Raw genomic sequence first — 12,587 nt, 5'->3', positions numbered from 1 at the left:
TACCAGGATACAGATAAATTTAAACATAAGAAGTACTTTCAAAAATTGGTTCAGCCGCAATGGGTTAATGCGGTGTGCATTTTTTTCATAATTTAGCATTAAGGTTATTTTAACTATTTGGTTTATAGAAGGACTGGTAGTTAACTTGTACCACATTATAATGGGGGGATGCGGGAACATCTTCCCATTTTTTATGGTTTCAGATTTGATACTTATTTACGCATAGGCTCTTTCATAAAGGTTTATTAATTAATAAATTACAATTTGGTTAGTGTCAATTTTATAACGAAACGCCGCCGTTTTCTGCAGGCTCAATAAAGCCTTATTAATCGATTCTTTTTGAAATTTCCCCGTAAAGCGCAGCTTTTTTACATCTTCATTTTCAAAAACGATGTTCACATTATATCTGCGCTCCATTTTTTGGGCGATGTTTTCAAAATCTTCAGCGTCAAAGGCCAGTTTATTTTCAAGCCATAAGGCTTCTGACGGCAAGGTATCCTTTTTGGCCTGGTGAATGCGGCTCAGTGCTATAAGCGGAGTTTCTTCGGCTATCTTATATGTTGGGGTATTACTTTTAAGTTGCAGTTCCTGGTTGTTGATCACCGTAATTTTTTCTGATGGGTTAAGGATGATCTTTTTTTCGGGATTTTTAAAACGGTAAGTTCAATTTTACCGCGAATGAGTGCGGCTTCGGATGTTTTATCATTATTATATGAACGCACATTGAATTTAGTACCTAACACCCTGATACTGATAGTTGTGGTAGTAACTACAAAAGGGTGCTGCGGATCTTTAACAACATCAAAAAAGCCTCACCCACCAGGGATACTTTTCTTTCCTCGGTGCCAAAATCATTATTATAAGTAAGCTTGCTGCCCATATTAAGCCAAACACGACTGCCATCGGGCAATTGAATTTTGCTGATGCCGTTTTTAGGAGCAGTTATTTCATTGGGTTTCCCGGTAGTGATAGTTTCTTTGCGGGTAAACCAAAATATGCCCAGCATCAAACATGCGGCAGCTAATAACGATCCCAGTTTAATGATCCCGTTTTTTTCTTTTGCTTTGGATTGAGATAATTTGAGCGGCTTGTTCAGCCTCTTTTTCTTCAATGACATCAAGTTCGGTTTCAAAAGCATCCCATTTGCTTAACAGCTTTTCATCCTGGCTTGCTTGCTGATCATTTTTCCAGATCGCTTCCAGTCCATCCATTGGGTACATACCGGCGGCTTCCTGTTGCTGCAACAGTTGTTCAAGTTCAAGTAACTCTTCGGGCGAAGCTTCACCATTTAACTTTTTACCAATAAGTATCCAGATGTTGTTGATCATTATTTACAGCTCTATATATAAAGACTGTAAATAATCAGGATACCCCAGTGGGCAGATCAAATATTTTTTGAAATTTTTTCGGGGCTGGCAGGCATCGCCGCTTTTTCGGTGTCTTTTAACCCTTGCGCAAGGGTTTTCAACGCGTTGCCCATATGGTATTCAACCGTTTTTATAGAGATATCGAGCAGGTCGGCTACTTCGCGATATTTCAAGCCGTCCTCTTTTATCAGCTTAAAAACCAGGCGGCATTGTTCGGAAAGTTTGTTTAAAGTAGTATTGATGAGTTTGGTAAGATCTTCATAAACCAGCTTGTCTTCACCTGTAGCGCCCGAATCGGCAACGTCTACGTTTATATCATCAATATTTACGCTTTTAAGCTGATTTTTGGATAGGCAGGTAAGCGACTTATTTTTAACCGATGTATAGCAGTAATAAGTAAGGTTATTGATCTCCGCAATAGAAGCCCGGCGCCCCCAAAGGTTCATGAAAACATCGTTGGTGATTTCTTCGGCCAGTTCATCCTGCTTTACCAGTGATTTTGCCAGGTTAAATAATTTACCATAATAAGCCAGGTACAGCCTTTTAAAGGAAGCCCTGCTGCTGTTTAAAGCAATATCATTAAGTAAGTACCTAATCTCGGTGTCCAGCATCTCCTTATCGGTTGTATTTACTTTGATCAAAAACCGTGAAACAGTTCTTGTATAGTTAAATTAATATAATTGGCTATTGGTCTTCATTAAAGCAAAGTCATTGCCCTAATTAAAATCTAAGATATGACATTTTATTTTAATTGTTCAAAAAACAATTAAAATATTTTTTTGCCTTTACAAAATACGGTATGCTAAATTGTTTTATCCAACTAAAACATACAACAGCTAAAAAACGCCTTCAAATAGCATAAAATCCAACTGCCTGACTTTTACCTGTACTTAATATTAATTTTAATTGTCAAATAAACAATAATAAAACAACGCATTTTTTGATTTAAATTAATGTTTCCCATCCCAATTAACCGCTTCAGGGGAATAAAATCAAAAAACAGGTACAATAAATATTTTCATATATTTAGTTCCGAATTTATTTACACTAATGCCCTACAAACCTGGACTTCACATTTTATCTGAATTTACATCTGCTAAACATAGCCAACTGTTATCCAGTGCAGATTGTCATCAATTATTCGATGAGCTTATTACCCACTTCCAGCTAAATAAGGTTGGTGAGGTTTATCATGATTTTGAGGGTGGCGGCTTTACTGCGGTTATTTGCCTTACAGAGTCGCACATGTCTATCCATACCTGGCCCGAATATGGCACAGCTACCTTTGATGTGTTCCTTTCTAATTACCAGCGCGAAAATGATGACAAGACCCGTGCTTTATACAGCAGCGTGCTTGAATTTTTTGAAGGGGTTGAACTACAGAAAAACGAAATAAAGAGATAGCATGGCCACATTAAACCCTAAAGCATTTCCTTTTTCGGATTCGATTACCTGCCCTAATTGCCACAAGCCCATCACACTATATGATCATATTGCTTGTGAGGCAGCGGCTTGCCCTTCATGCTACTCCTATCTGTTATTTGGCACTGATGGCAAATCTTACGTTAAAGACCGCCTTGTTTCAATTCAAAACAAACCTGTTTTGCCCATAGGTACCGAAGGTCTGCTCCGCGATGTGGAGTATAAAGTGATAGCCTATATCGAAAAGAAGGAAGCAGCCTACAACCAATACCAATGGCGCGAATACATGCTTTACAATTACGCCAAAGGCTACGCTTTTTTGGCCGAATTTGATGGGCACTGGTCGCTAATTGCAGGCAAAAGCTTTTTTCCAGATCTTGAAAAATCAAAAAAGAGCCTCGAAAATACAGCCTTATACCAGGGGCTTGAGTTTAACCTTTTTAACTCTTACCGCCCCGTAATTCACTCGCTCATCGGAGAATTTGACTGGGATATCCGCGACGAAAGGATCAAAGCGCGTGAATACATCAGGCCACCATTTTTACTAACATGGGAGCAAAATCAGCGTACCCAACAAGAGGACTGGTATCTTGGCGAATACATTGAAGAGCGAGAGATCGCAGCTGCTTTTAAAATTCCATTGGGTAACTTTCCTTCAAAAGTTGGTATTGGGGCAAACCAGGCGTCCAAACACAGGGCACGCTGGAATGGCGCCTTGATGATAAGCGGCATTGCCATTATCGCTTTTTTATTGATACAGCTTTGGGTTGGATACTTGCGGCCCGAAACAGTTTTACTTGAACATAGCTATTCGCTTGATTTACGGCCCCGGCCTGCAGATACTGCAAAAAGAAAAAGTGTTATGGTTACGGGAGATCATAAAACAACCGATAGTACAGCTACCGCTATAGGTAACATATTACAGGACAGCGCCAAAGCCATTGACTCATTTGCCCGGGACACTGCCGGTGCAAATGTAAAGCCTGACAGCGCAGGCAACTTTGAATTTAAATCATTCAAAACGCCAACATTTAAAATAGAAGATGGCCCGGTGCCTTTGGAAATAGAACTATCATCGCAAGTTGATAATAACTGGCTTTCCACAACTATTGAACTGGTAAGCGAAAAAGACAATCAAACCTGGAGCCTTACCAAAGACATTGAATACTATCACGGTGTTGAGGACGGCGAAAGCTGGTCCGAAGGCGGCTTACATGAAACGGTTTTGCTTTCAGAGATCCCGCCGGGCAAATACCATGTAAACATGTATCCCTATTCGGGTTCAAGTTTGGTCAATTCGCTTGATGTAAAGGTTACCGAAAGCGTGACTTTATGGAGAAATATTCTGATCACATTTTTAATACTGTGCCTTTATCCGCTGTATTGCTGGTACCGCGCACGCAGATTTGAAGTTAACCGCTGGATGAACAGCGACTTTTCACCTTATCAAAAAGACGACGACGAATGAAACTCATCAAATCAAACATAGCATATATAGTTATAGCATCATTGATAGTAGTGTATTTTACTTTCGATGCATTTAATGGCATAGCCTTTTGGCAAAGTAATGATGTAGAACGTAATGCAGGATATCATGGTACGGTAGCGCACTCTGGGTATGGGGTTAGGTTTTATCACAAATAATGGATATGAATAAAAAACTCCCCGTATTATTACTCGTTTCGGTTTTTATAATTGCCACCTGCGGCCTTATTTATGAGTTGATAGCAGGTACACTGGCCAGCTATCTTCTTGGTGATTCGGTTACCCAATTTTCAACCATTATTGGTGTTTATTTGTTCTCGATGGGTTTGGGCTCATGGATATCCAAATATTTTGATAAAAACCTGTTAGGCTGGTTTATCCGCATTGAAATATTGGTAGGCCTTGTAGGCGGTACGAGCTCGTCAATCCTTTTCCTGGTATTTGAAAGTGTAAGTTCATTCCGCATCATCCTGTATGGCCTTATCTCCATCACCGGGATATTGGTTGGCCTGGAAATCCCTCTGTTAATGCGGATTTTGAAAGACAGGTTTGAATTTAAGGACCTCGTATCAAAGGTTTTCACTTTCGATTATATTGGCGCGCTGATAGCATCACTGGTGTTCCCGTTGCTGCTTATCCCCTACCTGGGTATTGTCCGTACCGCCTATTTATTTGGCATGTTGAATGTACTGGTAGCGCTGATTACCTGCATCAACTTTAAACATGAAATTAAAGGGGCTAAATACCTGCAAAGCGCATCTATCATTAGCCTTGTGGCGTTATTAACCGGCTTTATATACGCCAACACCATCACTAATTTTTCCGAAAGTTTAACGTACAGCGACACCATTATATTTTCAAAAAGCACGCCATATCAGCGCATTATCATCACCAAAAAAGGGCGCGATCTGCGGCTATTTCTCAACGGCAACCTGCAATTCAGTTCGGTTGATGAATACCGGTATCATGAAGCATTGATCCACCCGGTATTGCAGGCATTGCCTGATGCTAAAAACGTGCTGGTAATGGGCGGAGGCGACGGACTGGCGGTACGCGAGATCCTGAAATATCCACAAATTCAAACCGTTACCCTTGTTGATTTGGATAAGGAAATGACCAAACTGTTCCGCACCAACGAAATGTTGTTGAAACTGAACAACCGCTCATTTCTTTCACCCAAGGTTACGGTTATTAATGCTGATGCTTTTTCATGGGCCCGCGAGCAACGTAAAGTTTATGATGCCATTATTATCGACTTTCCGGATCCATCAAATTACTCGGTAGGCAAGCTGTACACCAATACTTTTTATGCTATTGTTAAACACCTGCTTAAACCCGATGGCATTATGGTGGTGCAGTCTACATCACCATATATAGCTCCAAAATCATACTACACGGTTGAAAAAACACTGCAATCTGTTGGTTTGCATACAGTACCATACCACAACTATGTACCATCTTTTGGCGAATGGGGCTATATCATGGCCATGAGCAAACCTGTTTATAAGGTACCAGATCATTACCTGCCGGGCTTGCGCTTTATGTCGAAACAATGTCTTGAGCAAATGCTTTACTTCCCCAAGGATATGGCCCGGGTACCGGCGCAGGTAAACAAGCTAAACAACCAGATCTTAGTAAAATACTTTGAAGATGAGTGGTCGACTGTTTTATAACCGCTCATCTGGCGTAAAACCTTTAAGCCGCCGGTCATTCCTGTTGCAGGCTGGCCTGGTAACAGGCGCTATTTTTTTAACGGGTGCATCCGAAAAATAGGTGGTGGTAAACCGGCTTATGCACACATAAAAGGTAAACTTTCGGGGCCGAACGCAAAAGCGGGTCATGCACTGCGCGATAAGTTGCCTATGCCAATTCCATCCTCGCAGCAATCAGTTAAAACACTGATCATCGGCAGCGGCATCTCCGGGCTATCGGCCGCAAGATGGCTGCAGAAACAGGGAGAAACAGATTTTAAATTACTGGAACTGGAAGATCACACTGGTGGCAACGCATTCTTTGGCACAAATAGTGTTTCCTCTTACCCCTTAGGAGCTCATTACATTCCTATTGTAAATAATTACGATAAACCACTGGTAGACTTTTTACAGGAGAACGGCGTAATAACCCACTTCGACGAAAAAGGGCAGCCTTATTACAACGAGTTTTACCTCTGTTTCGACCCTGAAGAACGCCTGCTCATCAACGGCCACTGGCAGGAAGGCATAGTACCCGATTTTGGTGTTACCGATAATGACCGCAAACAGGTCATTCGCTTTTTCAACCTGATAACCCAACTCAAAAACGCCCGGGGCAACGATAGCAAATACGTTTTTGATATCCCGTTGGATAACAGCTCGGCCGATGATACTTACCGTAAGCTCGACAGGATAAGTTTTCATGATTACTTACAACAAAACGGCTTTAATTCTCCTTATTTATTGTGGTACCTAAACTATTGCTGCAAGGATGATTATGGTACACCGGCCTTGAATGTTAGTGCATGGGCCGGCCTTCATTATTTTTCGGCCAGGAAAGGAACAGCTGCCAATGCCGATCCCAATGCAGTAATTACCTGGCCCGAGGGTAATGGCTGGCTAATGAAAAGACTAAGGGAAACTGTTAAAGATCACGTGCAAACATCGCATTTAGCCTATGATATTCAACTGGATAAAAACGGTAAAGTAGCAGTAAAAGTCCTTGATCTGAAACAAAATACATCTGCTATTTTCCATGCAGATAAAGTGATCATGGCCTCGCCTCAATTTGTTAATCAAAAACTTCTTAAAAACATAGCACGACCTGGCTTTGATGCAAGTATGCTGCATTATTCGCCATGGCTCATCGCCAACCTTACCGTTAACGAAATCCCAACGGCTGCTAAAGGCATGGTGCTTTGCTGGGATAATGTGGCTTACAACACGGCATCAGTAGGTTATGTAAATGCCAACCAGCAGGACACAAAACTGGTTGAAGCAAAAAAGGTCATTACCTACTACCTACCGCTTTGCGATAAAGAGCCCAGATTAGCCCGTCTTGCAGCCTATACCCGTACGTATGAACAATGGCTGGATATAGTAATAAGTGAAATGGAACAGATGCACCCCGGTATAACGGAGCATATTGAACAGGCCGATATGTGGCTTTGGGGCCATGGCATGATAGCACCGTCGGTAAATTATATCTGGGGCAGTAACCGCCAACAAGCAAAGCAGGCTATCAATAATCAAATCTTTTTTGCGCATACCGATCTAAGCGGGATTTCCATTTTTGAAGAGGCCTTTCACCAGGGCATCCGGGCAGCACAGCAAGTTATTGAACATAACAATGGAGCAGCTTAAAACAGGTACCCAACCATGGGTAAAGAATAGCCTTACCGATGGGGTCTTCATCCTGTCGCCTCCATTTATTGCGCTGCTTACCGTAGCGCTTTTTCCGGCACAATTTAAAAACTCAGCGCTTATGCCGGTGCAGTATTGGGTTGTGCTGATTGTAATGATTGATGTAGCCCATGTTTACAGCACCCTTTACAGAACTTATTTTAATCCGCCCGAATTTAAAAAGCAGCCGCATATACTGATAGCTGTTCCCTTGTTTTGTTATATAGGTGGTGTGATGCTTTACCTGGCCGGCGGTATATTTTTTTGGCGGCTATTAGCTTACCTTGCCGTCTATCACTTTATCAGGCAACAGTATGGTTTTCTGCGCATTTACTCGCGCCGGGAAAATCAAACATCATTATTAAAGTATATTGACAATACAGCTATTTATATAGCTACCATATATCCCTTGCTATACTGGCATTTTGCAGGCTACAAAAAAAACTTCAACTGGTTTGTTAACGGGGATTTTGTTTTATTCCATTTTGATGGTTTACTTATAGCCGCCAAAGTCATCTACCTCCTTAGCATAGCGCTGTTTATCATTAAGGAAGTATGGCTTTACATTAAAAAACAACAGTTTAATTTACCCAAAAACATGGTGGTGCTTGGCACGTTCCTGTCGTGGTATTTCGGGATTGTATATTATAATGGCGATATGGCTTTCACCACGCTCAACGTGGTATCGCATGGCATTCCGTACATGGCATTAGTGTGGTTTTATGAGCAGAAAAAATTTACCGGTCAAAAAAACTACCAGACAGGGTTCATGAAACTTACTTTTAGCAAATACGGGGTACTTTCATTTATCGGCCTGCTTATTTTGTTTGCTTATGTAGAAGAAGGTCTTTGGGATGGCCTGATCTGGAAAGAGCACGTTTCGGTATTCAGGATCTTTGCAGGGTTACCATCCATTAACAGCGATATGATCCTCGCCTTAACCGTTCCGCTTTTAGCCTTGCCACAGTCAACCCATTATGTACTTGATGGTTTTATATGGCGTATGCGAAAGCAACAAGAAGCATAGCACCAACTGGGATTGGTAAAAACGCCGCCAGCATTGGCGGCGCTTAATTTTCAAACTGTATCATTCACCTGGTAAACCACTGTATGAGCCTCCCACAATGCCGGAGTTTCCAACTTATCAATCAACCTTTCAAGTACCGCATCTGGTATGGCTGCTTCGCGGTTCCTGTTCTGCTTTAGTAATCCGACGTAGGGTACTTCCACATAAATAATCTTTACCGCGGCTTTGTAAGTGGCAAATAGTTCGATCAATTGTAAACGCATTTGCCGGGTAATATTGGTAGCATTCCAGATAAAGCCTTTTTGTTTCCTCAAAAACACACGGGCCTGTTCTTTGGCTTCCTGTATTACTATACCATTACCGCTTTTATCCGTAGGCGAAATACCTTTTGCTGCACGGATATCGTCGAGTGATATTACCGGCATATCAGGATAATTCTTTTGGATATAAGTATTTTTACCTGCTCCGGGCAAGCCACTCATCAATATCACTTCGTTAACGGGCTGTTCAAAAGGTACATAATCTGCATATCCATCTTCGTGCTGCATATAATATATCTTCGCTTCATCACTTGTAAATGCCCGGGCAACACCCCAGCAATTTTGCTCCCGACAAAAAGCTTCAAAGCAATCCACTTTGTACAACATTTCATCCTTGTCCTCACAGGTTCGGCCCAACATATCAGCACGGGCAAGCAAAGCAAGCCATTGCGTGTTAACCTCCATGCTTGCCATAATCAGGGACTTTACCGGGTCGCTTTTTTCGAATATCCAAAGTGGCAAACCATGATAACGCACCAACCCGGCTACCTGTTCACGTATAGCAAAAGGCGTTGGTATTTCCCTGTACAATATCTGCCGGGCTGTCATAGCTCCTTTACGGGCATGTCCGTTTGAAGTAATCCGTCCATCCGGCTCAATTACTGTCGTGCTATATTTTTCAACATCGTGCAGCAAAGCAGCTGCCCAAAGTATTTCCTGTTCCTGGGCTAACAGTTCCTTATAAATTTGCTCAGCAGTTAGTGCTTCAAGTACCATTTGGGTGTGGATGGCAACATTGCCTTCGGCATGGTATATGGCATCCTGCGGTACATCCTTCATCCGTTGTACCCAATCAAAACGGGTTTCGAGATATGTCCAGTCTTTATTTTTAGTAATGGCCCACATAGTTACCTCCTTCATTTTTTAATGGTGCACGTTTCCAGCTTCGTGTCCAGTGCTGGCTGGTTTTAACGTGCCCTTTCCTTACATATTTAAATACATTATACGCAAAATCATCTGCTGCATATCCATCCGCATTGCGGGATACTATGCCTTCGATAGTTGCAGGTTTTCCGTCCAACACATCATAAGGCTCAAAAGTCCCCCTGCTTTTGGTAAGAGCCAAAACATCATGCTCAAACTTTAACTGCTCAACAGGCAAATGAACAACGCCCAGTTCGGGAACGGTTGGCAAACCGATCATTGCGGCATAAAACTTTGTCTCCTCCCAGCTTAACCAACGGTTATGCTCGCGGATCCCGAACACATAAAAATGATGTTCGAGGTTCCGGTATTCGATAGAATGGACAGCGTAGAGATTTTCAAGGAAGATCTCCATATCACCCAGATCATTTTTGATCAACTGCCAAAACCTACGGATGCTCTCCGTCCAGGCAGAGACCGTTGGTGCTGCATGAGACCGTGCAAAAACGCCGTGCCGCGATAAGCAGTTATTCTCGCCATCCAGCTTTTCAGTATGGATAAGCGCGGGTATTTTTTGTATGTGTTGCCAATAGTCGTGCTGTATCCTGTCATCGCTGGTTGTACCCGGCGAAAACGGATAATGATACGTACGACCATATTTTTGTGATATAGCCATGTTGTAAAATTTTAATTAAAAGAAATAGAAATTCACCTCCTCCCCTGGGATGGGGAAGCTCATTAAACGTTTATGCTAATGAGATTACATGGCTCAAATTTTTGAGAGTTTTTGTTGTTACTGGTGCAAAGGTAAAAAACTACCTTATAATTAAAAACAAAAAAGCCTCCGGTTTACACCGAAGGCTAACAATAGTCGATTGTAATATATCAGAATTGGTTAGTCTTACGCCAGTATATTGTTGATCAGCTTTAACTCCTCATCACTAAATGATGTATTGGCTAAACAACCGATAGAATCTGTAACCTGCTCCGGCTTACTTGCACCGATCAACACCGAAGTGATGCGTTTATCTTTCAAGATCCACGATAAGGCCATCTGCGCCAGGTTTTGGCCCCTCTGCAATGCAATTTCGTTTAGCTTGGCTGCTTTGGCTATATTTTGTTCGGTTATGGCATCTTCGTCGATAGCGCCGTTACCACGATGGGCAGCTGCCCGCGATCCTTCCGGAATACCTTTCAGATATTTATTGGTTAATAACCCCTGTGCCAGCGGAGAGAATGGTATACAGCCTACACCTTTGTCTTCCAGCACATCAAGCAAGCCACCTTCAACCCACCTATCGAACATGGAATATTTAGGCTGATGAATGAGGCATGGTGTGCCCAGCTCTTTCAATACGGCAACTGCCTTTTCAGTTTCGGAAGCGCTGTAGCTTGAGATCCCAACATACAGGGCTTTACCCTGGCGTACTATCAGATCCAACGCGCCCATAGTTTCTTCGATGGGGGTTTCAGGGTCAGGACGGTGATGATAGAAAATATCTACATAATCAAGCCCCATACGTTTAAGGCTTTGATCTAAACTGGCTACCAAATATTTTTTGAGCCCCAGTCGCCATACGGGCCTTCCCACATACCCCATCCGGCTTTGCTTGAAATAATAAGTTCATCGCGGTAGTTTTTAAAATCATCTTTAAAAATACGGCCAAAACTTTCTTCGGCCGAGCCCGGCGGCGGGCCGTAGTTGTTGGCCAGGTCAAAATGGGTGATGCCTTTATCAAAGGCTAAACGTAAAATGTTACGAGCATTCTCCAGGCTATCGATACCGCCGAAGTTGTGCCACAAGCCAAGCGATACCGCCGGCAACTTTAAACCGCTGTTACCACAACGGCGATATTCCATGCTTTGGTAACGGTTTGCATCAGGTAGATAAGTCATATCTTAAATAATTAGTAAAGTCCAAAGTTGGCTTATCTGCCACAAAAATCCATTGAACTGGGACAAGAAATAAAATTATTTACAGGCGCATATTTGTGGGTATCCCCCGCTCCGGGCTTATATTTGAGCCATGTTTCAAAATATCAATCATTACGCGGCGCGGTCGGTTAGTTTAACTACAGAAGAAACCGCGCTGTTTAATGAGATATTGGAATACCGGAAAATACCTAAAAAAACACGTTTACTTGCAGCCGGAGATATCTGCAATTTTGAAGCCTACGTAAACAAAGGCTGCATCCGCGAGTATATCATCGACGAAAACGGCGCCGAAGTAACCCTGCAATTTGCCATTGAAGACTGGTGGGTAAGCGACCTGGCCAGCTTTGAGGATCAAACCCCATGCAGTATGTACATCGAAACGTTAGAAGATTGCGAATTGCTCATCCTCACCCGCGCCTCAAAAGAACGCTTACTTAATGAAATACCCAAGCTTGAGCGCATGTTCAGGCTCATGCTGCAAAGGCATTTAACGGTAGTTCAAAAACGGCTGTTTAAAACCATAGCAACCACAGCCATGGAAAAATACATTGAATTTATTAACCGCTATCCCAGCATCCCGCAACGGGTGCCGCAGCATTATATAGCTTCATATTTAGGAATCTCGCCCGAGTTTTTAAGTAAATTGAGGACGAGGAGTTTGAAGAAGTAAGATATTCATTTGCCGTCTGATTTTTATACTAATTAATATAAGAGGCATCATTGAGGAACGAAGCAATCCCAAATAGGCAGGAAGAATCTGCTAATCGGGGATTGTTTAGTTCTTACCCTTGAT

Annotated in this window: 14 protein-coding genes and 1 pseudogene; 7 read left to right on the top strand and 8 right to left on the bottom strand. The window is 42.3% G+C overall.

Annotated features, from left to right (window positions below):
- Positions 1-249 precede the first annotated feature (249 nt).
- The 5 genes from ACQ86K_RS08445 to ACQ86K_RS08425 are packed head-to-tail and all read right to left on the bottom strand — an operon-like array spanning position 250 to position 2,008.
- The gene (locus ACQ86K_RS08445) at positions 250-603 is read right to left on the bottom strand and encodes a FecR domain-containing protein (protein WP_431200168.1); all 354 of its coding nucleotides are present in this window, start codon (positions 601-603) and stop codon (positions 250-252) included.
- Positions 600-749 carry a hypothetical protein gene (locus tag ACQ86K_RS08440; protein ID WP_431200818.1) on the bottom strand — a complete coding sequence of 50 codons (150 nt, stop codon included), beginning with the start codon at positions 747-749 and terminating at the stop codon, positions 600-602. The genes ACQ86K_RS08445 and ACQ86K_RS08440 overlap by 4 nt, the downstream gene beginning before the upstream one ends.
- Before the next feature lie 20 nt (positions 750-769).
- A complete protein-coding gene (locus tag ACQ86K_RS08435) occupies positions 770-1,006 on the bottom strand; it encodes a FecR domain-containing protein (RefSeq protein WP_431200167.1) in 237 nt (78 codons plus the stop codon).
- Positions 1,007-1,037: 31 nt separating this feature from the next.
- On the bottom strand, positions 1,038-1,328 hold the full coding sequence (locus tag ACQ86K_RS08430; RefSeq protein ID WP_431200166.1) for a hypothetical protein: 291 nt from the start codon (positions 1,326-1,328) through the stop codon (positions 1,038-1,040).
- A 56-nt stretch (positions 1,329-1,384) separates the two neighbouring features.
- The gene (locus ACQ86K_RS08425; RefSeq protein WP_091171034.1) at positions 1,385-2,008 is read right to left on the bottom strand and encodes an RNA polymerase sigma-70 factor; all 624 of its coding nucleotides are present in this window, start codon (positions 2,006-2,008) and stop codon (positions 1,385-1,387) included.
- Positions 2,009-2,417: 409 nt separating this feature from the next.
- On the opposite strand from ACQ86K_RS08425, the gene ACQ86K_RS08420 reads away from it, so the two are divergent.
- From ACQ86K_RS08420 to ACQ86K_RS08395, 6 genes are all read left to right on the top strand, one after another.
- On the top strand, positions 2,418-2,771 hold the full coding sequence (locus tag ACQ86K_RS08420) for an S-adenosylmethionine decarboxylase family protein (RefSeq protein WP_091171030.1): 354 nt from the start codon (positions 2,418-2,420) through the stop codon (positions 2,769-2,771).
- Between the two features lies 1 nt (position 2,772).
- Positions 2,773-4,257 (top strand): DUF4178 domain-containing protein, encoded by a 1,485-nt coding sequence (locus ACQ86K_RS08415; RefSeq protein WP_091171026.1) that lies wholly within the window; start codon positions 2,773-2,775, stop codon positions 4,255-4,257.
- Complete coding sequence (locus ACQ86K_RS08410; protein WP_091171023.1) at positions 4,254-4,433, top strand: hypothetical protein; 180 nt, start codon at positions 4,254-4,256, stop codon at positions 4,431-4,433. Before ACQ86K_RS08415 ends, ACQ86K_RS08410 begins: the two co-directional genes overlap by 4 nt.
- 5 nt (positions 4,434-4,438) lie before the next feature.
- Complete coding sequence (locus ACQ86K_RS08405; RefSeq protein WP_176844511.1) at positions 4,439-5,947, top strand: polyamine aminopropyltransferase; 1,509 nt, start codon at positions 4,439-4,441, stop codon at positions 5,945-5,947.
- Between the two features lie 189 nt (positions 5,948-6,136).
- Positions 6,137-7,609, top strand: a complete 1,473-nt coding sequence (locus tag ACQ86K_RS08400; RefSeq protein ID WP_431200165.1) for an FAD-dependent oxidoreductase — start codon at positions 6,137-6,139, stop codon at positions 7,607-7,609.
- Entirely contained in the window at positions 7,596-8,675 is a 1,080-nt protein-coding gene (locus ACQ86K_RS08395; RefSeq protein WP_091171012.1) for a hypothetical protein, read from the top strand. Before ACQ86K_RS08400 ends, ACQ86K_RS08395 begins: the two co-directional genes overlap by 14 nt.
- Positions 8,676-8,725: 50 nt before the next feature.
- Here the strand turns inward: ACQ86K_RS08395 and ACQ86K_RS08390 are convergent, their stop codons facing one another.
- The 3 genes and pseudogenes from ACQ86K_RS08390 to mgrA form a co-directional block, all read right to left on the bottom strand.
- Complete coding sequence (locus tag ACQ86K_RS08390) at positions 8,726-9,856, bottom strand: AAA family ATPase (protein WP_256337485.1); 1,131 nt, start codon at positions 9,854-9,856, stop codon at positions 8,726-8,728.
- A complete protein-coding gene (locus ACQ86K_RS08385; protein ID WP_091171006.1) occupies positions 9,825-10,535 on the bottom strand; it encodes an RNA ligase family protein in 711 nt (236 codons plus the stop codon). Before ACQ86K_RS08385 ends, ACQ86K_RS08390 begins: the two co-directional genes overlap by 32 nt.
- A 225-nt stretch (positions 10,536-10,760) precedes the next feature.
- Positions 10,761-11,755, bottom strand: a pseudogene (mgrA, locus tag ACQ86K_RS08380) (L-glyceraldehyde 3-phosphate reductase).
- Positions 11,756-11,885: 130 nt separating this feature from the next.
- On the opposite strand from mgrA, the gene ACQ86K_RS08375 reads away from it, so the two are divergent.
- Positions 11,886-12,464 carry a Crp/Fnr family transcriptional regulator gene (locus ACQ86K_RS08375; protein ID WP_091171000.1) on the top strand — a complete coding sequence of 193 codons (579 nt, stop codon included), beginning with the start codon at positions 11,886-11,888 and terminating at the stop codon, positions 12,462-12,464.
- Positions 12,465-12,587 lie beyond the last annotated feature (123 nt).

The organism is Mucilaginibacter sp. P19, from assembly GCF_050632265.1.
Lineage (GTDB): Bacteria > Bacteroidota > Bacteroidia > Sphingobacteriales > Sphingobacteriaceae > Mucilaginibacter > Mucilaginibacter gossypii.
Note: the sequence above shows the minus strand (reverse complement) of the source record. Positions and strands in the feature narration are given on the sequence as shown.

What these genes read in the sequence shown, in the direction of transcription:
- ACQ86K_RS08410 (WP_091171023.1), top strand. Translation starts at nt 4,254, where the DNA reads ATGAAACTCATCAAATCAAACATAGCATATATAGTTATAGCATCATTG.
- ACQ86K_RS08375 (WP_091171000.1), top strand. Translation starts at nt 11,886, where the DNA reads ATGTTTCAAAATATCAATCATTACGCGGCGCGGTCGGTTAGTTTAACT.
- ACQ86K_RS08435 (WP_431200167.1), bottom strand. Translation starts at nt 1,006, where the DNA reads ATGCTGGGCATATTTTGGTTTACCCGCAAAGAAACTATCACTACCGGG.
- ACQ86K_RS08420 (WP_091171030.1), top strand. Translation starts at nt 2,418, where the DNA reads ATGCCCTACAAACCTGGACTTCACATTTTATCTGAATTTACATCTGCT.
- ACQ86K_RS08390 (WP_256337485.1), bottom strand. Translation starts at nt 9,856, where the DNA reads ATGAAGGAGGTAACTATGTGGGCCATTACTAAAAATAAAGACTGGACA.
- ACQ86K_RS08395 (WP_091171012.1), top strand. Translation starts at nt 7,596, where the DNA reads ATGGAGCAGCTTAAAACAGGTACCCAACCATGGGTAAAGAATAGCCTT.
- ACQ86K_RS08415 (WP_091171026.1), top strand. Translation starts at nt 2,773, where the DNA reads ATGGCCACATTAAACCCTAAAGCATTTCCTTTTTCGGATTCGATTACC.
- ACQ86K_RS08385 (WP_091171006.1), bottom strand. Translation starts at nt 10,535, where the DNA reads ATGGCTATATCACAAAAATATGGTCGTACGTATCATTATCCGTTTTCG.
- ACQ86K_RS08405 (WP_176844511.1), top strand. Translation starts at nt 4,439, where the DNA reads ATGAATAAAAAACTCCCCGTATTATTACTCGTTTCGGTTTTTATAATT.
- ACQ86K_RS08430 (WP_431200166.1), bottom strand. Translation starts at nt 1,328, where the DNA reads ATGATCAACAACATCTGGATACTTATTGGTAAAAAGTTAAATGGTGAA.
- ACQ86K_RS08400 (WP_431200165.1), top strand. Translation starts at nt 6,137, where the DNA reads ATGCCAATTCCATCCTCGCAGCAATCAGTTAAAACACTGATCATCGGC.